This is a genomic window from Flammeovirga sp. AWQ4_249, assembly GCF_056161045.1.
The window spans coordinates 21879-46175 of the sequence record NZ_JBSWYJ010000044.1 but is presented as its reverse complement, the minus strand read 5'-3'; the positions used below and the strand labels follow the sequence as shown (position 1 = coordinate 46175).

Sequence of the window (24297 nt, the reverse complement as noted above, 5' to 3'; positions counted from 1 at the left end):
GTACTGGGTTAACCCCCGGGAGAGTAAGTCGGCGCCACATTCATTAAATATAGAAGGTTAGTTAACACAAGATGTTGACTAACCTTTTTTTATATAAAGAATACTCATTGTTATGTGAGTCCATATTTGAATAAATAACTATGAGAAACAATATATTTAATGAAATTGTTTTAAAATTCATTAAAAAAATATAATTTCATATCCGTTAATGTTATCTCACTCAATTTTTTTGTAATGAAAACAATAATTTTTAATCTAACAATGTTATTATTTGTTTCTTTTGCTGCTAATGCCCAAAAGATCAAAGTAAAAGAAGGCAAATTATCGTCTTTATCCAGTATCACTTCATATGATGTAGTTTTCACATATGAAAATATGAAAGTAGGTAAAAAACAAGAAACAACTTACCTAGAAGAAAAAGTAAAAGCTTACAATGACAAAGAAGCTGGTAATGGTGATAAATTTAAGGAAAACTGGTTCGCTGATAGAGATGAGAACTTTGAACCTAAATTTATTTCTTTATTCAATGATCACTCAAAAGGTGAAGTGACAATTAAAGAAGGTGACGAAGCAAATGCTTATGTAATGGAAATTGCTACAATTGTTACAGAACCAGGCTTTAATGTAGGTGTAATGAGAAGAAATGCATATGTTACTTTAAAGGTAACTTATAAAGAAAAAGCATCGAATAAAGTATTAGCAGTTATTGATGTAATTGCCGCTCCTGGAGCAGCTGCTATGGGTTATGACTTTGATTCTGGATTACGTATTCAAGAAGCATACGCTAAAGCAGGAAAAGAATTAGGAGCTTATATGAGAAAGAAAGTATTCTAATTATCAATTCCTATAAAAAATAAAAAAGCCAATCAGTAATGATTGGCTTTTTTATTTAAACTAAGAAATAACAAGATTATTTAGCATAGCTTTCATCTACTGTACTTTTCTTAATTTGATTAGATTCAATTTTAGCATATGTAGGACATGTCTTATATGTTCTACAAGAAGAAGTAAGCCCTAATAAAAATAGACTAATACAGAAGATAATTACGCGTTTCATTATTGTTAAATTCTTTTATTGTACCATTAAATTACAACCTCTGATATCAGTATTATCAAATCGGCCTAAAACATAAAAGTGATCAGAATTTTTTCCTGGTGCACCAATATCTTTTGTTTCGATAAAACAACATGATTCAATATTTCCGAGATCAATTACATTAATCCCACCTCGTTGTGTTTTAGAAAATGTAAAAGGATCATTTATCTCTCTAAAAAATATTTTCATCCAAGGTGGAGAGACAAATTGCTCATCACCTAAAGAATAACCTTGAGATAATAACTCTGTCATTCCATATTCAGAATGAATATTTTCAGTTTGAAAAGCTTCTTTTAATTGTTGATGTACTTCTGATCTAGTTAGTTCTTTTCTTCTACCTTTCATACCTCCTGTTTCCATAATAATAATATCAGAAAAATTATTAGGGAATTTTTCGGCGAACTCTAGTAAAGCGAAAGTAACTCCAAATAAAACGGCCTTTTCTCCTTTATTTTGAATTTCATGCAATTTATGAGCCAACATTTCGTGGTTATTTAGATAGAAGTCAGAATGTCTACCAGATTTTTCCATGAAATCCGAAACCATACAAATTAAAGAAGCATCTTTTCTTTCAATGTAGCTTGGTAAAAGAGCCAAAATATGAATTTTATCAAGAGGTCCATATAAACATTCAAAAAAAGTAGTCGATATTTTTTTGTAGTGATTTAAGTCTGAGACATAATGCTTACTTCGAATACTACCTGTTGTACCACTACTTTGGAAAACTCTTTCTACTTTAGAATTGTTACATAATACCTGTTGTGTCTTAAAAAATTCAATTGGCATAAATGGAATTTCATTAATCTTATGTATCTTATTAGATGAAATATTTAAGTAAGATAAATATTGAGCATAAATAGGATTTTCTTTCGCTTGGAAATGAAAAGCTTCTAAGGCTGCAGCTTCAAATTCATCCTCATTTCGGATTGTAAAGATTTTCTTTTTAAACTGATTGATAAAATCCATTAAATAAAAATATATTCAAAAATTGATTGGTAATGAAATTACTTTGATAGATGAGTATATAGCAAATTACTAAAAAATTAGAAATTAATATTAACCACTCTAATAAATCAATTATAAATCATATGATTTCACAAAGATATAAAACACTTCTTCTTAAAATCTCTCTTGGATCTTTAATCGTTACTAGTTTAGTATCTTGTTTTGGTGAACCTGAATATCCTAAAGAACCTGAAATTGAATATGCTTGGATTGAAAATCATGTTTTATCTGAAAATCAAGATAGTGTATACTTAGGTATTAAATTTCAAGATGGAGATGGTGATTTGGGATTGAGTGCTGCAGATACAGTTTATCCTTATGGACCTTATGAAGAAGATAAGTTACCTCAAGATACCGTAGAGAATAAATATAGAAACAACTATTTTGTAACTGTATTAAGAAAAGAAGATGATGGAATTTATCATCCAGTTATATTTGAGAATCAACAAAATTTTGATGGTCGTTTTCCAATCTTAAATAATTCAGGTAGAGAAAGACCATTGGAAGGAGAGCTTAGATATGGAGGGTTGTTATTATTTAATGGTGTATTTGATTCACCATTACATAAAGGTGATTCGGTTAAATTTAATATTCATATAGCTGATAGAGCTTTGAATGAGAGTAACGAGATTGTTACAAACGGTATTATGATAGGTACTCCTAAAAGTAGAGAGCAAGATCAAGGTGAGACTCCCACACAAGTTGGAGACTAATTAACCTTCGAAATTGATGATGAATGATATTTTATGCAACCTGATAGCATCAACAAATGGCATATAAACAGAGTCACCTGATTGATCTGCTACATTCATAACTCCGTGTGAAATTCTTACCTCAGGAGATAAGCAAAACATGTTATTATATAAATGGAAACCAAAGCCCCATGTAAGTGACATATTAAAGCTTTTTAGGTTGACATAAAATTCCTCACGTGTAGATTCTTGTTTTGTTGCTACAGTAAAAGAAGGGGTTAATCCACCAAGAAGGTACATTCTATGGTTTTTTCTCCTGTCAGATTGATATTTCAACATGATTGGAAATTCCAATGTAGTATTGGATTGCAGTTGAACTAAATCTTCTGGTTTTACAATAATTTCAGATTGGGGCAATTGATATCCAAGAGTATCCATTGTAAATCTACGTGAGTAGAAAGATACATTTGGTGAAAATCTTAAAGCCCAATGATTATCTTTAGATAATTGAACATTTAATAAGAAACCAAGAAGGAAACTTGCAGTTGTTTGTGGAGTAATATAAACAGCTGTAGTATCTGTACCATTAACGTTGAATGCATTTTCAGAAGGATCTAATCCTACAGGAGATGATATAAACCCAATTTGAAAGCCATAATGAAATGGTTTCTTATCAAAATTAGGAAGGTTTAAAATTGTTTCACTTTTTTTCCCTTTGTACTGACTATATGATTTATGATTAAACCCTAACGTCAGTACAAAGAAAAAAGCTAAAAAAATTATTTTTGACCCGTATAAATCGAGCTTATTCCAAAAGTGAGTGATGTACATGTTACAGTTTTATAGCCTAATTTCTCTAGAATACCTGTAAAAGCTTTTCCATATGGGAATTGTTCTACTGATTCAGGAAGGTATGTATAGGCGGAGTTATCTTTAGAAACAATCTTTCCAATTAAAGGCAAAATATTCATAGAATAAAATCTGTAAAGCTGCTTGAATGGGAATGATTGTGGTTGTGAGAACTCAAGTACAACTAATGTGCCATTAGGTTTTAATACTCGTTTGATTTCAGCTAAACCTTTTTCAAGATTTTCAAAATTTCTCACACCAAAAGCAACTGTTACAGCATCGAATGAATTATCTTCAAATGGAAGGTTTTCAGAGTCACCTATTTGTAAATCAATTTTATCTGACAGACCTTTTTTTGCTACTTTCTCACGACCAACTTCAACCATTCCAGCTGAAATATCTGCACCTGTGATTTTTTCAGGTTTTAACGTTGCCCATGCTTGTAATGCTAAATCTCCAGTTCCTGTAGCTACATCTAATAAAGTTTTAGGTTGTTTCTTTTTGAGTTTATTGATAGCAACTTTTCTCCAATAGATGTCTATACCACCACTTAATACTCTGTTTAATAAATCATACTTTTTAGATATGTTATTAAACATGTTGGCTACCTGCTCTTTTTTACCTTCTTCTCTATCTTTATATGGAAGTACTGTCATGATTTTTATTTTTTTACTCTAACACATTGTTAGAATGATAGATATACTCTATATTGTACCCGAAATAAAATTAAATAAACAAACTTCGGTTACATACAAAATTATAACTTTTTAAAGTGTTGACCAATGCGATTAACATATAAACTGTCTTTAGTATAATTTTGTTGACAAAAAAATAACTTTAATGGCCTATTCCTTTACTTTTGTTCATAAAAAAAGACTTCAGAACCTATTTTTTATCCTAATTCTATCATTTGTCACTTTGTCTTCTTATGCTCAGAATATTAAGAAGTCTTCTGAGTTAAAAAAGCATTTAAAATTTGCAGATGAATCTATTAATCTTGGTCAATATCAAGTTGCAATAGATGTTTTACATGAAATTGAATCAGAAGGTGCCCAATTTGATGAATGGAATTTTTTAGTTGGCTATGCTTATCTACATGCACCTTACCTTAATAAGAGTAAGTCTCTTTTCTATTTCAATGAAATAAAAGACCTTGATTCATATTATGAATTGGACTTTTATTTAGCCAGATCTTTACAATACAACCATAAGTTTCTAGAAGCTTACAATTTGTTTGAGAAGTTTTTAAAAGATAATGAGGGTATCGATAAAAAAACATATGACCTTATTCAAGGTTATATGAAAGAATGTCAAGTTGCTCTAAGCTTAATGAAAGATTCTCTAGATTTACTTATTGTAAACCTAGGGCCAAATGTCAACTCCAAATATGCAGAAGTTGCACCAGTTTTATCTGCTGATGAATATACAATGGTATTGACTTCTAGAAGAAAAAATACACCTAATGCTGAAATTGATGAATTATCAGGTTTATATTATGAAGATGTATTTATCAGTGAAAGAGATGATTTAGGTGAATGGAAAAAAGTAAAACCTATCAGTAGTAATATTAATACAACTCATCATGATGCAGCAGTAGGAATGTCTCCTGATGGAAATACAATTTTTTTATATCACTCTGATGGTAAATCATCTCGAAATGGAGAATCAGGTGGTGATATTTATGAAAGTAAACGGAATGGGAAATATTGGTCTAAACCAACCCCTTTAAAGGGAGATATAAATTCGGATTTTTCAGAAACTCATGCTTCACTTACTGCAGATGGCAAAACATTATATTTCACTAGTTCAAGAAATGATAGAGAAGCTTTAGGTGGTCAAGATATTTATGTTTCACACAAACAGTCTGATGGATCTTGGGGTAAAGCAAAGAATTTAGGAAGTAATATTAATACATCTTTTGATGAAGAAGGACCTTATGTTCATCCAAATGGGAATGTATTATATTTTAGTTCAAAAGGTCATAATGGTATAGGAGGTTATGATATTTTTTATTCAGAATGGGATGATGAATCTAAATCTTGGGGTAAAGCAAAAAACATTGGCTATCCAATAAATACAGCTGATCATGATGTTTTTTATGTTATTTCAGCAGATGGAGAGAGAAGCTATTTTTCATCCATAAGAGAAGATAGTTATGGAGGACAAGATATTTATATGGCAACAATTCCTGCAAAGTCTATCAACTTAATTGCATTAAATGGCGATATAAAAGATGCTGACTCTGATCAATCCTTAGAAGGACGTGTAAAAGTGATTAATAATGAAACTGGAGAAATTGTAGAGGATATTATTGCTAAGAATGGAGAATTTCTTCTTTATCTTGATCCAAATATAAATTACGGTGTAAGATATATGTTAGATGGTTATTTATTCCATTCTGATAATATTAATATCCCTAATCAGACTGATTATATTGAAGTATCAAATACTATTAAATTACATAAAATTGGTGATCAGAAAAGAGAGCAATTAAATAATGTCTTTCTTAAAAATAATGATCTGTTGATTGCTTCCGATTATGAATTAAGAGACTTGACCAACTTTATTAAAAATTTAGATGAATATTCAATAGATATAAATGTTCATAAAGCTAAATATGTAAATGAAGATTCAGTTGCTGTTTTAGTGAAATCTCAAAAAGAGGCAGAATTAATTCTATCAAAATTAATTAATTATGGAGTATCTACAGATAAAGTATCTGCTGTTGGGTATGGATGGAAATATCCAATTGCATCTAATCAAACTCAATTAGGAAGGTTAAAAAATGAAAGGATTGAATATGTAGTTAGAACTCCTGAAGAAATTGTAGTATTTGAAGAGGTTATTGAAGTAGAAGAAGAACCTTTACCCGAAATCACACCACATTTGGGAGAGGTTATGGATATTGTAGGAACAATTAACTTTGCCTTTGGTAGTAACCATATTACACCTGAAAGTTATAGAGTTATTGCTCAAGTTTTCGATGTAATGTATAGATACCCTAATCTAATTGTAGAGGTGGGTGGACATACTGATAATAAAGGTTCTGCGTTATTTAACTATAAACTAGGTGAGAAAAGAGCTAGAATTGTCGTTCAAGAATTAGTTAGATTAGGAATTGAACCTGAGAGACTTCAATATAAATCTTATGGTTTTGATAGTCCTATTGATTCAAATTCGACTGAAGAAGGACGAAAAAACAACAGACGTATCTCATTTACACCTATAGAGTTTAAATAATTTATTAACTTATGTTTTCTTTGTGAAAAGAATCTAAGCTAACATAAATATTTTTTGATTTTTTTGATCAAAAAGCAAGCTGTATTTCTATTTAATTTTTAATTATTTATCTGACTTAAGACTATCATTATGAAGACTATTCCCATTTACTGCTTTTTACTATTGATTTTGATAAATGGAATTGCTTACGCTCAAACGGATGCAGACAAAAATAAATTAAGAAAAGCATTAAGAGAGGCGGAAACGTATTTGGCTTTAGAAGAGTATCATTATGTAGAAGAAGAGATGCTAGAAGCTGTAAAGTATGCACCTGATAATGTGTTATGTCAATATTATCTTGGAATTTCAATTTATCATGACTTAACAAAGAATAGAATTGATGCTCTTCCTCACTTTGAAAAAGTGTACCAAAAGGATCCCAATTTTAGACAAATAAATTATTGGATGGGAAAATCTTTACAATTATCTCATCAATTTAATCGAGCTGAAGACTTCTTTGCTTTGGAAGAAAAAAGGATTGCAGCTTTGAATGAAGAGGACCTAGCTTTACAAAAGAAAGAAGTAGGATATAAGAATATTTCCGTTTCAGACCTTCAACGCTTAGTTGATCAATGTCAAAGAGGACCGACATTTATGGCAAAAGCTGATGATAAAAACATATTAAACTTATCTATTGCCAATACATATCTTCCAGATATCACACCCATCATAACAGTTGATGGTCAAAGATTATTTTTCACTTCTCATCGTCAAGATATTTCCAGTCACCATGAATTAGATCCACATGATCAACTTCCTTATCAGGATGTTTTTTATATGGATAGAAGAGAGGATGGCTTTTGGTCTTCACCTAAGGAATTTGTAGAAATCAATACAGAAGAACATGATGCAGCAATTGCACTTTCATCTGATGGTGAAAGGTTATTTTTGTATAGAAGTGTAGGTGCAAGTACTTCAAATCCAGGAGATATTTTTGAAGTTAATGATTACAGTGGAAAGTGGACAACTCCAAAAGAAATAGAAGCTCCTATCAATTCATCATCTTTAGAGACACACATGAGTATGTCAGCTGATGGCAAAGTGATCATCTTTACTAGTAATAGAGAACAAGAAGATGCTCATGGAGAAATGGACTTGTATATTATTAGGCAATTACCTAATGGAGAATGGGCTGAACCACAAAATATGGGTGATAAAATTAATACACCTTTAAACGAGGAATCACCTTACCTTCACCCTAATGGTAAGACTTTATATTTTAGTTCTCAAGGTCATCATAGTATAGGTGGATATGATGTTTTTAAGGTAGATATAGATTTGTCATCAGGAGATTTAGGTGAGGTAGTGCAGTTAAATTACCCTGTGAATAGTGCTAGTGATGATTTATTTTATGTCATGTCAGCAGATGGTTCAGAAGCGTATTTTTCATCTGTTCGTGAAGAAGGAATGGGTGGATATGATATTTATTGTGTAAAAAATAATGAATCTAACATTCGAAGAGTAACATTTTTTGAATTAGATTTTGAAGCTGAGACTGAAAAAGATATTGATGTTTTAGTGAAGTTAGTGAATGTTCAAACTCAAGAAGTTGAAAAAGAACAATTAATTAATACTAAAGATGGAACGTTAGAATGGATGCATCGCTGTAGTGGCAACTATGCATTATTAGTATCAGCAGATGGTTATTTATTAAAATCAGATCGATTCGATTTCAATACATATAATTCATCAACAGTGACAATTTCAGAGAAATATGAACTTCAAAAATTTGGAGTAGATAAATCTGAAGCTTTGATGAATATTTATTTTGATAATGAAGAAGAGTTAAATTTATCTTATTCATCAGCTGAATTAAAGGAACTGAAACAGTTTATCGAGAAATATCCTAATTACTGTCTTGAAATAGTAGGACACTCCGACTTTAATCCTCAGAAAAGTAAATTAGTACTTGAGTTTATGTCGAAAAATAAAGCTATGGAAGCTTTAGAAGCAATGAAGACTATCGGGATTACTGAAGAACAGCTTTTGAATGAAAATGTAGGATACGGAATCAGATACCCAATGTACATGCCTGGTCATGAATCATCATGGAAGAATAGTAGAATGGAGTATATGATTCGACCTAAAGGGTATCAAAAGTTGGCTTCTAGAGCTGCAGATTGTAGTGTTACAGATTATGATACAACTCGTTATGAACTAAAAGAAACGGATCTTGTAGAAAAAGTTGTCATGATTAATGAAATACCATTAAGTCATTTGGTATCAGAATTAAAACAATGTTCTTTCTTGGAATTAGTTTTAACTGCAGAAGCTAATCAACAGTATTTGGATTTATCTAACGAAATCTTCCAATATTTTGAGAGTCAAGGTATACCAAGAGATCATCTAACATTAAAGTTAGAATTAGGTGCTCCATTATCAATGTATTTAAGGTATAAAGAGGAGAATGATTATAATGGAGACGGATCGGGTACTATCACACCAAAAGTATATACTAAAGATCAAGATGTTTTATTAACTTCTAATGAAACTGAAAAAGATAATAATGATGAAATTTTAGAGGAAGGAACGACACTTTCAAATGCAAGAATTATAAATTCAACTGAAGATTTGGCATTTGAGGCAGGTATAGAAAGTTTTACGATTACCTTCCCATTTGATTCGAAAGATTTTAATAATGAGAATGAAGAGACACTTTTAAAAATTAAAGAATATCTTGAATTAAATTTAAATAAATCTTTAAAAATAACAGGTCATACTGATAGTTCTGGTCCCGATGTTTATAACCAATACTTGGGTATGGAAAGAGCAAAATCAGTTGCTTACTTCTTTAGAAATATCGAAAACCCTAATCGAATATTCATAGATAGTAAGGGAGAATCTCAGCCACTTGTATCTAATGAAACCAAAAAAGGTCGTTCTACTAACAGAAGGATACATTTTAAATTTGGTATTGTGGATACAGAAAATTCAAAATAAAAAAATAGCCCTTTGATATACAAAGGGCTATTTTTTTTATCAAAATGAGAATTGACTTAGTCAACAAACTCATCATAAACCGCTACTAGGTGTTCTGAAATCATTTCAGCAGAACGTCCTTCGATATGGTGTCTTTCAATGAAGTGAACCAATTCACCATCTTTGAATAAAGCAATAGATGGAGAAGAAGGAGGGTAAGGTAACATTAATTCTCTTGCTTTAGCAACTGCTTCAGCATCAACTCCAGCAAATACTGTTGCTAACTGAGAAGGTTTTTTAGCAGAAGCTTGAAGTGAGTGTAACACACCTGGTCTACAAGTACCAGCAGCACAACCACAAACAGAGTTGATTACTAAAAGAGTAGTACCTTCTTTTGCTAAAGATTCCTCTACTTGAGATGCTGTTGTTAAATCTGTAAAACCGTTGTCTGTTAACTCCAATTTCATAGGAGTTGTTAAATGTTCAGGATACATATTATATATAAATTAAATTTTTCGTTTTCTATTTATTATAAAAAGCCAAGTTCTAATTTAGCTTCTTCAGACATCATGTCTGTAGTGTAAGGAGGCTCGAAAGTTAATTCGATTTCAACTTCGCTTACTTCCTCTACATTTTTTACTACTTGCTCAATTTCTCCTGGTATTTGTTCTGCAGAAGGACATGAAGGTGTAGTAAGTGTCATGAGCACGTGCACTTTATTAAGTGGTGGTATGATATTGATATCATAGATTAATCCTAGTTCGAAAACATCAACTGGAATTTCTGGATCATAAACCGTCTTGATAGCATCGACGATTTTTTCTTTTAAAATCTCTGTATTATCCACTGTAGTAAATTTTTATAAACTAGTTTTTAGCACTATAAGCTAAAGCATAGAATTTCATTTGTTTAATCATTGAAGCAAAACCATTTGAACGCTGAGAACCAATTACTCCGTTCATACCGATTTTGTCAAAGAAAAATAAGTCAGCATTGATGATTTCTTTAGGAGTTCTATTACTCAAGACACGAATTAATAAGCTGATAAGACCTTTTGTGATATCAGTATTACTATCTGCTTTGAAAATTACATTACCATCTACAAAATCTGTCGTAAGCCATACCTTAGACTGACAACCTTTGATAAGATTTTCATCAACCATTGCAGAATCATCAATTGGAGGTAAATCTTGACCTAACTCCATAATGTAAAATATTGTTGATTCTCTATCTCCATCAAGAAGATCGAATTCATCAATAATTTCGTTTTGAATTTCTTCTATATTTTTTGTCACTACTGCCATAATTTTGTCTATTTGTTAACCAAACATTTTTACGATACGTACTAACCCCTCTATAAATTTATCTACCTCTTCAAACGTATTGTAGGCTGAGAATGATGCTCTAACAGTTCCTTCAAGGCCATATCTTGCCATTAAAGGTTGTGTACAGTGATGTCCAGTTCTTACAGCAATCCCTCTTGCATCTAACATCATTCCTACATCGTAATTATGAATATTTTCAATAACAAACGATAGTACACTTACTTTGTTTTGAGCTTCTCCGTATATTTTAGCTGTTGGTACTTCTTTTTTAAGTTTTTCAGTTGCGTAATCCAATAATGCAGCTTCATGAGTAGCAAAATTTTCTTTACCCCATTCATTTATAAATTTAATGGCTACACCAAATGCAATAGTATCAGCAATATTTGGCGTACCTGCTTCAAATTTATATGGTAATTCATTGAACGTAGTTCCATCAAAAGAAACTTCTTTAATCATTTCACCACCACCTAGGAAAGGAGGCATAGCATTTAAAAGTTCTTCTTTACCGTAAAGGAAACCCATACCGGTAGGACCAAACATTTTATGCGCTGATGAAACAAAAAAATCACAATTCATAGCTTGAACATCAACTGCTAAATGTGCAGCTGATTGTGCTCCATCTATGAGTACTTTAGCATTGAAATTGTGAGCTTTTTCAATAATGAATTCAACAGGGTTTATAGTTCCTAACGCATTTGAAGCATGGTTTACTGCAACTATTTTCACTTTTTCAGATAACATGTTCTCATATTCATCTAACATGATCTCACCTTTCTCTGAAACAGGAATTGCTTTAACAGTTGCACCTTTTTCTTCTGCTATTAATTGCCAAGGAACAATGTTTGAATGATGTTCTAATGTAGATACAAGGATGATATCTCCTTCAGATAGCACCATGCGACCATAAGTTTGTGCTACTAAATTGATTCCTTCAGTTGTACCTTTAGTGAATATAACTTCTTCAGACTTTCCTGCATTAATGAACTCTTGAAGTAAAGTACGTGTTTCTTCAAAAGCTTGAGTAGCTTTATCAGCTAAAGCATGCGCTCCTCTATGTACATTTGAATTATATCCGTCATAGTATTCGTTCAAAGCATCAATTACAACTTTCGGTTTTTGGTTCGTTGCAGCATTGTCAAAATATACTAGTGGATGTCCATTTACCTCAGTACTTAGAATGGGAAATTCTTTGCGAAGTTGTTCTACATCAATCATTTTATTTCTTATTTAGAATGAATCTACTCTAATAAAGACGCAATTTTGTATAAAAGTTCGTCTTGTTCAAGTTTCTTAAGAAATACATATCAAATAATTGTAAAAAAAGATGTTTATATGAACAATTGTTGATATTTAAGACATATTATCTTTTTGCAACAAAATGTTACTTGCAACATGTTTGCATTTTCAAGTCGTAACTATTTATTTTGTGACATGATTAAAACGGCGAAACAACATATTGCTAAATATGCAGACCAAATTGGTTTTACAGGATCTTTATTCTGCTTAATCCACTGTATTCTTACTTCAGGAATTATTGTGATTAGTTCTGCTGTTTCTCATGTTGACGAGCATGAACATCATACACATACATTAGATATGTGGGGATATTTAGATATTTCAATGATTCTGATAAGTGGCTTGGCAGTATTTTTTGCCGCTAGAAAGACATATTCAGAGTACTTGAAAACAGGGATGTGGTTGTTTTATGTTCTATATGCTGTTAGTATGTTAATTAAATATGTAGGATATGAACCACTTTGGTTAGCTATTTTATCTTACGGTGCATCTTTAGGTTTAATTATCAGCCATTTAATTAATCTTAAACTAACACATACAAAGCAAAGCCAAGCTTGTACATGTTAGTTTAAAAATCATCATACTAATTTAGTACTTCTACTATTTCAGTATTTTTTAATCTATAAATAAGACTGTAAAAGTCATCTCTATTCAATTCCAATCTTCCTTTTACAACAACTTTCTTGTTGACAAGATTTTGCTTCTTAGGAGTATCTAATTCCATTACCGTTTCAGGCCCTGCATTTCCACAGAAAAAACAATTGGCAAAAGCCATATAAGAAAGAATACTTGTACCATCTTCACTATCAACAGGAAGTATATATCCGCTTATTGTGATCATGGATCCATCAATCATTTCAACTTCGCCTCCAAAAATAGGTTCAGAGACTTCGAACCCTAACGTCTCATCCATGTATGTTTTCATTTCGACGTTTCCTAAAGTTTTCCATACATCTTCAGCGTTACTTTGAGAATACCCAAAATTGGAAATAAATAGGATCAATAATGTTATAAATATTTTTTTCATTTTTATTCTGATAAAGCTTGTGATATGTTTGTTTTAGCAGCTTGAATTGCTGGGACTATAGAGGCAATTAAACCAATTGTCATTGTACCCATAAATAAATAGACTTCACCGATCGTAAAAGATAAACCTTGGATATTTAAGGTTTGCAAAGCTTCTACTGATGAACTAGCAGCATATATTCCAATATGACTAATTGAAATACCGATAATATAACCAACCAAAGCACATAATAAACCTTCAATTAGAAGAAGACCAAAAATATATGATTGTTTTGAACCTAGAGATCTTAGGTAAGCTAACTCATATTTCCTTTCCTTAAGTGAATTATAAAGAGAAATAAAGATACTTAGACCAGATACAAAAATGATGGCAACAGCTAGGTATTTTAATGCTAAAATGACATCACCAACCAAACTTAGAAGTCTAGCAGTTTCATAAGCAGGACTAGCTGCTTGCATTGATGTTTGTTCATTGACCATTCTAGGAAGTGTAATCGCCCCCATAGGGTTTCTGAATTTAATCAACATTGTTGTTATTTCTTTTTCCTCCTCTTCGTGATGTTCATGTTCTTCCTCATTTTCATGATCATGATCTTCTTTTTCATGCTTTTTATCTTTAGATAAATTTCCAAAGCTTACTTTACTTTTAGGAGCATGAGCATGTACATCCCAAATAGAATTTAAACTAGTTAAAAGAAGATTGTCAATGACGGTGCCCGTATTTTTTAATATACCAACAACAATGAAATGTTCTTCATCATGATCATGTCCACCTTCACCCATTCCATGTGAACTATGAAAATCATCGCCAATTTTTAAATTTAATTTTCTAGCAACATTGGCACCTAAAGTAACTTCTAAAGTTCCTTTCTCATTCCATAGTTTACCTTCATTTATTTCGGCTTTGTAAATATCTACATATTCATGCGTTGTACCTACAATTCGATAACCTTTATAACTATCTCCTAATGATTGGGGTATAGCTTTTGCAACAAGTGGATGTTTTTTTAAACGCATTGCCTCACTGAGAGGAATATTTCCTGTGGGAGTATCTACTTGATAAATTGCACAGAGGATTAATTGTAAAGGACTTCCTTTAGCTCCTACAACCATTCCAATACCAGCTTTATTTTTTTCTAAAGTAGATTCAAAATAATCTTGAGCCAACAGAAGAGCAGATATAATACTTACTCCAAAGGCAAAAAGTGTTAGGTTTAGCAGCGTACTTAATGGCTTATACCAAAGGTTTTTCCAGGCAAATTTGAATATATTCATGCTAAGATAGACTTGATAGTGTCAATGTTTGTTCTTTGAATTGATCTTTTAAACGACTATCGTGAGTGACAATTACTAAAGCAGTATATTCTTCACGAGCTATTCCTTTTAGTAATTTGATCACCTCCATAGCATGATAGTCGTCAAGACTTGCCGTTGGTTCGTCTGCTAAAAGTAAGGCAGGTTTATTAATTAATGCCATTGCTACAGATAATCTTTGCTTTTCTCCCTCACTCATTTTTTTGGGAAGCCTATTGATATGCTTTACAATACCTAATTTTTCTAGAAGGTATTTAATTCTATTCTTATCAATTTTATTTCCAGCTGCTTGTTGAGCAAATGCCATATTTTCACCCACAGAAAGTGCCTGAGCAAAGTGTGGTTTTTGAAAAATAATACCAATATTTTCACCTCTAAAGCGATCCATTTCACTCCCTTTAAAGTCTGAAATATTTTTATTATTTATTTTAACAGATCCAGAAGTACTTGGTAATAAACCACCTAATAAGTGCAATAATGTGGTTTTTCCACATCCTGAAGGTCCTAGAATCAAAAGTTCATTACCAGCTGAAATTGAAAAGTCAGGAAATGTAATACTACTACCTTTAGGATAGGTGTAATTTAGTTGAGTAGTTTGTATCATTATGTTTATACTTTGCTGTAAAAATAGTAATGATGAAAGACTATTAATAGTAAAAAGCTTAATACTATGTTAAATATGAAAACATTAGTGATGTAAGTTTTTTCTTAATTCATAGAAAAAGAACGTGTTAGATATATTTTCTTTTAATTTTAGAGTGAAAATTTATAAAAACATTAATTTAATTGTGAATATCATTCTTAATTCATAGTTTTATCTCGTAATGAAAAATTCAGTAAAAAATATTGTAAAGTCATGGTGGTGGCACTCAGTTAAATCAAATTGAGTGGACTGTTGCGTATTGGCTTTATTTTAAGATATATATAAAAGGCTCGCTGTTCACTCAGTGAGCTTTTTTTTTACTTTTTATTTGCTTACAATCAAGATTATACGTCATATATTATGTATCGATTTATTAATACACATGCAGAACTATTGGCTGATACAGTGACGCCAGTGAGCATCTATCTTAGAGTGAGAGATAGATTTGCGAATAGTTTATTATTGGAAAGTTCAGATTACCATGGAGCTGACAACAGTTATTCATTTATTTGTTGTGAGCCTGTTGCAGAATTTTCTGTTCAGGATAAATTATTGAGAGTTCAATATCCTAATCAGGATGAAATTAAAAAAGAATTAACTAGTCACGCAGAAGCATTAACTGAACTATCTACTTTCTCAAAATCTTTTGAATATAAATCAGGAAGAGCAAAGAAATTTCCTTCACATGGTTTATTTGGATACATGACGTATGATGCTGTACAATCTTTTGAGGAAATTACTTTTGATGATAGTAAGACAGATACAAATATTCCTCAGATTAGATACCAAGCTTTTAGATATGTAATTGCGATTAATCATTTTAAAAATGAGTTACATATTTTTGAACATATCCCTGAAGGAGAAGGTACTGAAAGTAATATTGAAGAAATTAAAGCTTTAATAAAAAGTAAGAATTTCCCAGCGTATCATTTTTCAAGATCTGGAGAAGAAACAACAAACTTTACGGATGAGGAATTCTTAGAAGTTTTGAAAAAAGGTAAGGATCATTGTTTTAGAGGTGATGTATTCCAAATTGTTTTATCAAGACGTTATCAACAACATTTTCAGGGTGATGAATTTAATGTTTATAGAGCATTAAGATCGATTAATCCTTCACCTTATCTATTCTATTTTGATTACGGTACATATAAGATTTTTGGTTCATCTCCAGAAGCTCAAATTATTATTAAAGATAAACAAGCAACAATTCATCCTATTGCAGGTACTTTTAAACGTACAGGTAATGATAAACAAGATGCTGAAATTGCTCAAAAATTATATGATGATCCAAAAGAGAACTCAGAACATGTAATGCTTGTTGATTTAGCGAGGAATGATTTGAGTAGAAATGGAGATAATGTTGAAGTAGAAGTATTCAAAGAAATCCAATACTATTCTCATTTGATTCATTTAGTATCTAAGGTAAATGGTCAATTGACGGAAGGCACTGATCCTTTGAGAGTAGTTGCTGATACATTCCCTGCAGGTACATTATCAGGTTCACCTAAGTATAAGGCAATGGAATTGATTGATAAATATGAAAACGTAAGAAGAAGTTTTTATGGTGGAGCAATCGGTTTTATGAGTTTCGATGGAGACTTTAACCATGCTATCATGATTCGTTCCTTCTTGAGTTTAGATAATCAATTACATTATCGTGCAGGTGCGGGTGTTGTCGCTCAATCTTCTGAAGAAAGTGAGTTACAGGAAGTACACAATAAATTAGCTGCTTTGCGTAAAGCATTGGATATGGCTGAAGAACTTTAATTAAGGGAAGAAAATTTGAAGAAGGCTATGAAAATTCTTGTTCTAGATAATTATGATTCGTTTGTCTACAACTTAGTGCACTACCTAAGAGAATTGGGACAAACGGTAGATATATACAGAAATGATAAAATTACTTTAGAAGAGGTAGGTAAATATGATAAAATACTACTTTCTCCAGGTCCAGGTATTCCTTCGGAAGCTGGAATTATGCCTGAAGTAATTAAAACATACGGTACGACAAAAAGTATATTAGGTGTTTGTTTAGGACACCAAGCAATTGGTGAAGCTTTTGGAGCAACATTAGAAAATAACTATCCACTTCATGGAGTTCAAGATAATGCTCAAGTAGTAACTCCTGATGCTCGATTATTCCAAGGGTTACCCAATACTTTTAAGATTGGTCATTATCATTCATGGGTAATTCAGTCAGATAGTCTAGCAGGTTCTCCATTAAAAGTGACAGCGCGTGATGAAAAAGGATTCGTCATGGCAGTTCAACATCAAAAATATGATGTACAAGGAGTACAATTCCATCCAGAATCAGTATTGACAGAACATGGTATGGATATTCTCAAAAACTGGATTCAAGGCTAACAATTAGAATAGATTAGAATGAAAAAAATACTAAACCGACTGTTTGAATATGGGTCTCTTTCTGAACAAGAAGCAAAAGAGACACTCACACAACTAGCACAAGGGGAGTTTAACCCAAGTCAGATCGCAGCATTTTTGACAGTTTACTCCATGAGAAGTATTACTGTGGAAGAATTGACTGGATTCAGAGATGCAATGTTAGAGTTGTGTTTAAGAATAGATTTAGATGATTTTGACGCTATGGACCTTTGTGGTACTGGGGGAGATGGTCAAGATACTTTCAATATTTCTACGTTATCATCATTTATTGTAGCAGGTGCAGGGCAAAATGTAGCAAAACATGGTAATAATGGAGTTTCTTCTATTTGTGGATCATCAAATTTAATGGCTCATTTTGGATATAATTTTACCAATGACATTGATACATTAAAAAGAAATTTAGAAGAGGCAGGGATTTGTTTTATTCATGCCCCGTTATTCCATCCAGCAATGAAAAATGTTGCACCTATTCGTAGAGAATTAGGAGTGAAGACATTCTTTAATATGTTAGGGCCAATGGTAAATCCATCTTTTCCAAAGAAGCAAATTGTAGGAGTCTTCAGTTTAGAAATTGCTCGTTTGTATGGTTACTTATATCAACAAACAGATAAGAAATTTGCTATTCTTCATTCATTGGATGTGTATGATGAGATTTCTTTGACTTCACCATTTAAAATTATCACGAAAGAAAGTGAACGTTTATTGAAGCCTGAAGATTTAGGGCTCCATTATCAAACGAAAGAATCTTTATTTGGTGGAGGAACAATAGCTGAGTCTGCAAAGATTTTTACTGATGTTCTAGAAAATAAAGGAACTGAACCACAAAAAGAAGCTGTTTTAGCAAATGCCGGTGTAGCCATTGCAACAGGAAAAGGTTTAGCATTAGAAGAAGGTGTTGCTCAAGCTAAAGAATCTTTAGAATCAGGAGCGGCATTCAATGCATTTAAGAAATTGATTAATTCCTAAGGAGAAAAATTAAATAGAAAATGACAATTCTAGATAAAATTGTTGCACATAAAAAAATTGAAGTAGCAGCAAGAAAAGAGATTTTAACTGTTCAGGATTTAGAAGGAAGACCTCTTTTTGATAAAGAGCCTGTTTCTGCCAAATCATGGATTACAAGTCCAAATAGAACAGGTATCATTGCTGAATTTAAAAGGCAGTCTCCCTCTAAAGGATTAATCAATGGGACAGCAAAAGTTTCTGATGTTGCAGAAGGATATTATAAAGCAGGTGCTTCTGCAATGTCTGTTCTTACAGATCAAGAATTTTTTGGAGGTACGGTCGATGATTTATTAGCAGCAAGATCAGTTTCTCCTGTGCCTATAATTAGAAAAGATTTCATAGTTGATGAATATCAAATTATAGAGGCTAAATCAATTGGAGCAGATTTTATATTATTAATTGCTTCATGCTTAACTCCTGAGGAAAGTAAGGAGTATGCTACTGTTGCGAGAAATTTAGGTATGCAAATTCTTTTAGAAGTACACGATGAGCAAGAATTGGAAGCTCATGTTTGTGATAAAATGGATTTGGTAGGAGTGAACAATAGAAACTTGAAAACTTTTGAGGTAAGTATTGAAAACTCAAAGAGATTGGCAGATATGATACCTAACGAATTTGTGAAAGTTTCTGAGAGTGGGATCAGTAATATTGAAAATATCAAAGAACTGAAGAAGTATGGTTACCAGGGATTTTTAATTGGTGAAAACTTCATGAAGACAGAAAATCCAGCTCAAGCAGCAATGGATTTTATGAAACAGTTATAGTCAGAATAATTTCCATTTATTACCCTCTGATCTAAATCGAATACGGTTGATCTGAGGGTAGTAATCAAAATCTCTGTAAAACTTTTCTTTAGCACCTGTCATTTGGTATTTACCAAGAACTTTGATGTTGCTTTGTTTACAATATATTTCAGAAGGAGAGTTTTCTGTTCCATAAACAATGACTCTTCCAGTTTTGTGATGTATATCTATAGAATCAGCATTAATTTCTATTGATGGGTCTTTGAAAAATGCATTTCCTCTTAGACATAAAAGATGTTTTGATTGGTTGATAAAAGCATTATCAGCACTGTATTCGAGTGATCTTTCACGATCATAAAATTGTTGATTACAGCTAAAAAGGAAAGAAACAAAAAGAAGTATATATGCTACTGATCTCATACTATAAAGATACAATTTTATATATACTTCTTTCTATAATTATTTCGATAATAGTTCTTTTGAATTGATATCGTATAGACAGTCTTCCTTAAGAATCAATTGATTTTCTTGTAAGGTAGTTATCTTAAGTTTATTATCTACTTTAAACTTTTGACTTCTATTAATCAAAACAGTTGGTGTAACATCAGATGCTTTAATAGTGATAGTTTGGTCTTTTAAATTACAGATAAGGTTATCACTAGAAATAATAATGTCATTATTTTGATATAAGACATTTCCATCCAAATGCATTTCTTGATTGTTTGATTGAAAGGTAACAGATGTAGCAGAATATTCTAATAGATCAGCTTTCTTTTGTTTTTTATCTGATTGTTGATCATTTAGATAAATACTTATTTCAAATTCAGAGTTTTCTTTTAAAACTGTATTAATCCCCTTAGGATATTCAACAGAATTATTTTCAATGAGATAGGTTAATGAAGAAAGATAGAAATTAATCACCTTTGATTTTTTTTCTGTTGGGTTTTGTGTCATCAAGATATAATTTGAAGAAGATGATACCAAGAGTGTTTTTTTAGAGGCATCAAAAAATATAGTATCTCCTTCGATTTTTACATTCTTGTTTGTGAATTCAGCATTACCAATGACTTTGAAGTTCGTATTATCAACAGTTAAAACTTTATCTCCTTTGAAATTTTCAAATGTTTGAGCGTTACTGTAGAAATTAATAAAAAGAAAGAGAGTGATCAAAAAATTGATTTTCATAATTAAAGAGTGTTAGAATAGAAAATAGGTTTATTATGAGTACAGACAAACAAAATACTAAGAGTGTCAACTGGAAAGTTTGTGGAATGAGAAATCCTCAAAATATTTCAGATGTTTTAACATTGAAACCTGATTATTTAGGCTTTATTATGTACTCGCCTTCTAGTCGCTATATCGAAAAAGAAGATGTTTCTTTTCTGACTAATAAATGGAATAACTCCGTCAAAAGAGTTGGAGTTTTTGTCAATGAAACAACAGCTAATATTTTAGCAGCAGCTGAGAAATATCACTTTGATGTTATCCAATTACATGGTAAAGAGACCCCAGCAGAAGCTCAGATATTAAAAGAGAAAGGATTGGAAGTGTTTAAAGTATTTGGTATTAAAGATGAATTTGACTTTTCAGTTTTGATTCCGTACGAACCTTTTGTGGATGCTTTTTTATTTGATACAAAAAGTAAACAACATGGAGGAACAGGTAAAACTTTTGATTGGGGAGTACTAAAACAATATAACTCAACAAAACCTTTCTTTTTGAGTGGAGGTGTTTCTCTAGAAAACATAAAAGATCTTACATTTTTGGAAGATTTACCATTTAAAGGTATAGATGTGAACAGTAAGTTTGAAATTGAGCCAGCAATGAAAGATATTGCAATGCTAACAGAATTAAGCGATTGGGTTAATACCATCAACGATAAAAATAAATAGTACTATGACATATCAAGAACCAGATCAGAATGGCTATTATGGCCAATTTGGAGGAGCATATATCCCAGAGATGCTTTATCCAAATGTTAAAGAATTGAAGGATAATTATGAGGCAATGATTGCCGATCCTAAATTTAAAGAAGAATTTGATGGTTTATTAAAAGATTATGTTGGTAGACCTACTCCATTATATCATGCTAAGAAATTATCAGAGAAATATGGAGCAAAAATATATTTAAAAAGAGAAGACCTAAATCATACAGGTGCTCACAAAGTAAATAATACAATTGGTCAAATACTTTTAGCTAAGCGTTTGGGAAAACAGAAGATTATTGCTGAAACAGGAGCAGGTCAACATGGTGTGGCAACTGCAACTGTTTGTGCATTGATGGGATTGGAGTGTATTGTTTACATGGGTGAAATAGACATTGCTCGTCAACGCCCTAATGTAGAACGTATGCGTTTGTTAGGTGCAGAAGTTATTCCTGCAACTAGTGGGTCTAAGACTTTGAAAGATGCAACTAACGAAGCGATGCGTCATTGGATCAATAACCCAAATGATACACATTATATCATTGGTTCAGTTGTAGGTCCACATCCTTATCCTGATATGGTTGCTAAATTTCAATCTGTAATTTCAGAAGAAATGAAATGGCAGCTTAAAGAAAAAGAAGGAAAAGAAAATCCTGATTATGTAATTGCTTGTGTTGGTGGAGGTAGTAATGCAGCAGGTGCATTTTTCCATTATTTAGATGAATTAGATGTTAATCTTGTAGCTGTTGAAGCTGCAGGGCATGGTGTAGAATCAGGTGAATCCGCAGCAACAACAGCATTAGGAACTCCTGGTGTTTTACACGGTTCTAAAACAATATTGATGCAAACGGCAGATGGTCAAGTAGTAGAACCTTATTCTATCTCTGCAGGTTTAGATTATCCTGGAATAGGTCCAATTCATGCTTTCTTATTTGATTCGGGTAGAGCACAATTCAAATATGTTACAGATGATGAAGCAATGACTGCGGGTGTTGAACTTTCGCGAATGGAAGGTATTATTCCTGCTGTAGAATCTGCTCATGCATTTGCAGCACTAGGAAAAATTGATTTCAAAGAAGATGATGTAGTTGTGATAAATCTATCTGGTAGAGGAGATAAAGATTTAGAAACATACATAAAATGGGGGAATTATTAATCACTCATTGATTCAATATGAAGCTCATGTAATACATTAATCATTGCATGAGCTTTTTTTGTATAAGATTAAAATTTACATTTACCTTTTTAGTATTTTTAAATAAAAATCAGATGAAAATATATTTTTCAGGCTCAATTCGAGGAGGAAGAGAGGATGCAGATCTTTATGCACAAATAATTGAGGAACTAAAACAATATGGAGAGGTTTTAACGGAACATATTGGACAAATGAATCTACAAGAAGAAGACATTACAGATGTTCAGATTCATGACCAAGATATGGCTTGGTTAACAGCATCAGATATAATTATTGCAGAAGTAACGGTTCCATCATTGGGAGTTGGCTATGAAATAGGAAGAGGTTTAGAAATGAAGAAGCCAATTTTTTGTTTCCATCGTAGTGAAAAAACATCTGCAATGATTTCTGGATGTCAAGAAATATCAACTTATAAATATGAAACTTTGGAAGAAATTAAGGTATTATTAGCTGAAACCTTTCAAAAGGTATAATAAAAAACCACTTTTTACCATTAGTTAGTAGGTGGTTTTTTATTTCTTTTTATAAGAAAACATAGAAAGTACTTTGATATAATAATAGAATTAATCTATTTTTAATGAAAATCAAAATTCAAGTTGCATGAACAAACAGCTCTTTTTTTTAATATACTGCCTCTTTTCCTCATTGTTTTCTGTAGCACAACTTGCTTATACAAACGACAATAGTATTTCTTCCCCAAAAGGTCAAGTACTTGATTTTAAAGAACAGCAAAATTTATTATCACCTAGATATGCTTTTGGTTATGAGAAAGATGCCAACTATGTCTACGTGTCTAGCGGTATTTCAACTAATAATACTCCAATTTCAACTCTTGAAAGATATGATGTAAAAGAGAATAAGTGGGAAGTGATTTCTAAGAAAACTCCTTCGTTACGTTTTTCTACTTTGGCACTTACTGAAGATAAATTATTTATTATTGGTGGAAGATATAAGACTTCTAAACTACATAGCAATGTAGATATCTATGATATCAAATCTCAAAAAATGATGAAAGGAAAAGCTATGCCTGAGCCAGTGTATAGTTGTGGTTCTGCAGTTTGGGGAGGAAAAATATATGTTTTTGGAGGAGCTTTTGATGAATCTAAGTTTTCAAAGAATTTATGGAGTTATGATCCAATAGAAAAATCATGGGAACAACTTCCTGGTATGCCTGAAGAAAAATCAACACGTGGGGAGATAATAGATGGAAAATTATATATCATTGGTGGGTATAATCAAGAAAAAGCATCTAATAGTGTAGATGTTTACGATATTTCTTCAAAGAGATGGAGTCATGTTTTTGACCTTCCTGTGGATGTATCGGGACATGCAACTACAGTAATTGATGGGAAAATTTGGATTGTAGGAAATGCGAATGAAAACAACTTTTTAGCTTCTTTTGATCCTATTAATAAAATTTATATCGAATATAATTCAAACATTAAAGCAAACCTTTATGGAGGTTGTGCTTATGTAAACAATGAATTAATCGTATTCGGAGGTATTGTAGACAAGAAATCACCAGCTTTGAATAATGTTCAAAAGTTAGGAATGTAAAGAAATTGATAAATTATGAAGAAGGCCG

At 31.7% G+C, this 24297-nt stretch carries 26 protein-coding genes; 13 read left to right on the top strand and 13 right to left on the bottom strand.

Translation table 11 applies throughout. From position 1 onward, the window contains the following. The first annotated feature begins 234 nt into the window (after positions 1–234). Entirely contained in the window at positions 235–834 is a 600-nt protein-coding gene (locus ACXAHM_RS21875) for a hypothetical protein (RefSeq protein ID WP_474964881.1), read from the top strand. A 76-nt stretch (positions 835–910) separates the two neighbouring features. Here the strand turns inward: ACXAHM_RS21875 and ACXAHM_RS21870 are convergent, their stop codons facing one another. Beyond that, positions 911–1057 (bottom strand): hypothetical protein, encoded by a 147-nt coding sequence (locus ACXAHM_RS21870; protein WP_474964878.1) that lies wholly within the window; start codon positions 1055–1057, stop codon positions 911–913. 15 nt (positions 1058–1072) lie between these two features. Beyond that, the gene (locus tag ACXAHM_RS21865; RefSeq protein WP_474964874.1) at positions 1073–2062 is read right to left on the bottom strand and encodes an acyl transferase; all 990 of its coding nucleotides are present in this window, start codon (positions 2060–2062) and stop codon (positions 1073–1075) included. 122 nt (positions 2063–2184) lie between these two features. Between ACXAHM_RS21865 and ACXAHM_RS21860 the strand changes: the two genes are divergently transcribed. After that, positions 2185–2814 (top strand): hypothetical protein, encoded by a 630-nt coding sequence (locus ACXAHM_RS21860; RefSeq protein WP_474964871.1) that lies wholly within the window; start codon positions 2185–2187, stop codon positions 2812–2814. Here the strand turns inward: ACXAHM_RS21860 and porT are convergent, their stop codons facing one another. Continuing rightward, positions 2815–3624, bottom strand: a complete 810-nt coding sequence (gene porT, locus ACXAHM_RS21855; RefSeq protein WP_474964869.1) for a type IX secretion/gliding motility protein PorT/SprT — start codon at positions 3622–3624, stop codon at positions 2815–2817. Then, positions 3573–4298 (bottom strand): bifunctional demethylmenaquinone methyltransferase/2-methoxy-6-polyprenyl-1,4-benzoquinol methylase UbiE, encoded by a 726-nt coding sequence (gene ubiE, locus ACXAHM_RS21850; RefSeq protein ID WP_474964866.1) that lies wholly within the window; start codon positions 4296–4298, stop codon positions 3573–3575. The genes porT and ubiE overlap by 52 nt, the downstream gene beginning before the upstream one ends. Positions 4299–4482: 184 nt before the next feature. On the opposite strand from ubiE, the gene ACXAHM_RS21845 reads away from it, so the two are divergent. Together ACXAHM_RS21845 and ACXAHM_RS21840 are read left to right on the top strand one after the other, a co-directional pair. Then, positions 4483–6882, top strand: a complete 2400-nt coding sequence (locus ACXAHM_RS21845) for an OmpA family protein (protein WP_474964863.1) — start codon at positions 4483–4485, stop codon at positions 6880–6882. Between the two features lie 129 nt (positions 6883–7011). Beyond that, positions 7012–9861 carry an OmpA family protein gene (locus ACXAHM_RS21840; protein WP_474964860.1) on the top strand — a complete coding sequence of 950 codons (2850 nt, stop codon included), beginning with the start codon at positions 7012–7014 and terminating at the stop codon, positions 9859–9861. 56 nt (positions 9862–9917) lie between these two features. On the opposite strand, the gene ACXAHM_RS21835 is transcribed toward ACXAHM_RS21840, so the two are convergent. The 4 genes from ACXAHM_RS21835 to ACXAHM_RS21820 are packed head-to-tail and all read right to left on the bottom strand — an operon-like array spanning position 9918 to position 12380. Then, entirely contained in the window at positions 9918–10334 is a 417-nt protein-coding gene (locus ACXAHM_RS21835) for a BrxA/BrxB family bacilliredoxin (RefSeq protein ID WP_474964855.1), read from the bottom strand. A 35-nt stretch (positions 10335–10369) separates the two neighbouring features. After that, a complete protein-coding gene (locus tag ACXAHM_RS21830; protein WP_474964851.1) occupies positions 10370–10687 on the bottom strand; it encodes an iron-sulfur cluster assembly protein in 318 nt (105 codons plus the stop codon). A gap of 19 nt (positions 10688–10706) precedes the next feature. Next, positions 10707–11144, bottom strand: coding sequence for a SufE family protein (locus ACXAHM_RS21825; RefSeq protein ID WP_474964848.1), 438 nt, complete (start codon positions 11142–11144; stop codon positions 10707–10709). A 15-nt stretch (positions 11145–11159) separates the two neighbouring features. Beyond that, the gene (locus ACXAHM_RS21820; RefSeq protein ID WP_474964844.1) at positions 11160–12380 is read right to left on the bottom strand and encodes an aminotransferase class V-fold PLP-dependent enzyme; all 1221 of its coding nucleotides are present in this window, start codon (positions 12378–12380) and stop codon (positions 11160–11162) included. Positions 12381–12557: 177 nt separating this feature from the next. On the opposite strand from ACXAHM_RS21820, the gene ACXAHM_RS21815 reads away from it, so the two are divergent. Then, entirely contained in the window at positions 12558–13028 is a 471-nt protein-coding gene (locus ACXAHM_RS21815; RefSeq protein ID WP_474964842.1) for a MerC domain-containing protein, read from the top strand. A gap of 16 nt (positions 13029–13044) precedes the next feature. On the opposite strand, the gene ACXAHM_RS21810 is transcribed toward ACXAHM_RS21815, so the two are convergent. Genes ACXAHM_RS21810 through ACXAHM_RS21800 form a run of 3 tightly spaced genes read right to left on the bottom strand, consistent with a single transcriptional unit; the run spans position 13045 to position 15405 of the window. Further along, positions 13045–13488, bottom strand: a complete 444-nt coding sequence (locus ACXAHM_RS21810) for a hypothetical protein (RefSeq protein WP_474964840.1) — start codon at positions 13486–13488, stop codon at positions 13045–13047. A 2-nt stretch (positions 13489–13490) separates the two neighbouring features. Beyond that, a complete protein-coding gene (locus tag ACXAHM_RS21805; RefSeq protein WP_474964838.1) occupies positions 13491–14762 on the bottom strand; it encodes an ABC transporter permease in 1272 nt (423 codons plus the stop codon). 1 nt (position 14763) lies between these two features. After that, on the bottom strand, positions 14764–15405 hold the full coding sequence (locus ACXAHM_RS21800; RefSeq protein ID WP_474964833.1) for an ATP-binding cassette domain-containing protein: 642 nt from the start codon (positions 15403–15405) through the stop codon (positions 14764–14766). 399 nt (positions 15406–15804) lie between these two features. Between ACXAHM_RS21800 and ACXAHM_RS21795 the strand changes: the two genes are divergently transcribed. The 4 genes from ACXAHM_RS21795 to trpC are packed head-to-tail and all read left to right on the top strand — an operon-like array spanning position 15805 to position 19613. Continuing rightward, positions 15805–17211, top strand: a complete 1407-nt coding sequence (locus ACXAHM_RS21795) for an anthranilate synthase component I family protein (protein WP_474964830.1) — start codon at positions 15805–15807, stop codon at positions 17209–17211. 27 nt (positions 17212–17238) lie between these two features. Next, positions 17239–17805 carry an anthranilate synthase component II gene (locus tag ACXAHM_RS21790; protein WP_474964826.1) on the top strand — a complete coding sequence of 189 codons (567 nt, stop codon included), beginning with the start codon at positions 17239–17241 and terminating at the stop codon, positions 17803–17805. 18 nt (positions 17806–17823) lie between these two features. Continuing rightward, on the top strand, positions 17824–18810 hold the full coding sequence (gene trpD, locus ACXAHM_RS21785; RefSeq protein ID WP_474964822.1) for an anthranilate phosphoribosyltransferase: 987 nt from the start codon (positions 17824–17826) through the stop codon (positions 18808–18810). 20 nt (positions 18811–18830) lie between these two features. Next, a complete protein-coding gene (gene trpC, locus ACXAHM_RS21780) occupies positions 18831–19613 on the top strand; it encodes an indole-3-glycerol phosphate synthase TrpC (protein WP_474964818.1) in 783 nt (260 codons plus the stop codon). On the opposite strand, the gene ACXAHM_RS21775 is transcribed toward trpC, so the two are convergent. Together ACXAHM_RS21775 and ACXAHM_RS21770 are read right to left on the bottom strand one after the other, a co-directional pair. Then, positions 19614–20012 (bottom strand): hypothetical protein, encoded by a 399-nt coding sequence (locus ACXAHM_RS21775; protein ID WP_474964816.1) that lies wholly within the window; start codon positions 20010–20012, stop codon positions 19614–19616. Between the two features lie 39 nt (positions 20013–20051). Next, positions 20052–20777 carry a hypothetical protein gene (locus tag ACXAHM_RS21770; RefSeq protein ID WP_474964814.1) on the bottom strand — a complete coding sequence of 242 codons (726 nt, stop codon included), beginning with the start codon at positions 20775–20777 and terminating at the stop codon, positions 20052–20054. 35 nt (positions 20778–20812) lie between these two features. On the opposite strand from ACXAHM_RS21770, the gene ACXAHM_RS21765 reads away from it, so the two are divergent. The 4 genes from ACXAHM_RS21765 (at position 20813) to ACXAHM_RS21750 (ending at position 24269) form a co-directional block, all read left to right on the top strand. Further along, positions 20813–21484, top strand: coding sequence for a phosphoribosylanthranilate isomerase (locus tag ACXAHM_RS21765; RefSeq protein ID WP_474964812.1), 672 nt, complete (start codon positions 20813–20815; stop codon positions 21482–21484). A 4-nt stretch (positions 21485–21488) separates the two neighbouring features. Continuing rightward, positions 21489–22673 (top strand): tryptophan synthase subunit beta, encoded by a 1185-nt coding sequence (gene trpB / locus ACXAHM_RS21760; RefSeq protein ID WP_474964810.1) that lies wholly within the window; start codon positions 21489–21491, stop codon positions 22671–22673. A gap of 113 nt (positions 22674–22786) precedes the next feature. Then, positions 22787–23185, top strand: coding sequence for a nucleoside 2-deoxyribosyltransferase (locus ACXAHM_RS21755; protein WP_474964807.1), 399 nt, complete (start codon positions 22787–22789; stop codon positions 23183–23185). Positions 23186–23357: 172 nt separating this feature from the next. Next, a complete protein-coding gene (locus ACXAHM_RS21750) occupies positions 23358–24269 on the top strand; it encodes a Kelch repeat-containing protein (protein ID WP_474964804.1) in 912 nt (303 codons plus the stop codon). Positions 24270–24297 lie beyond the last annotated feature (28 nt).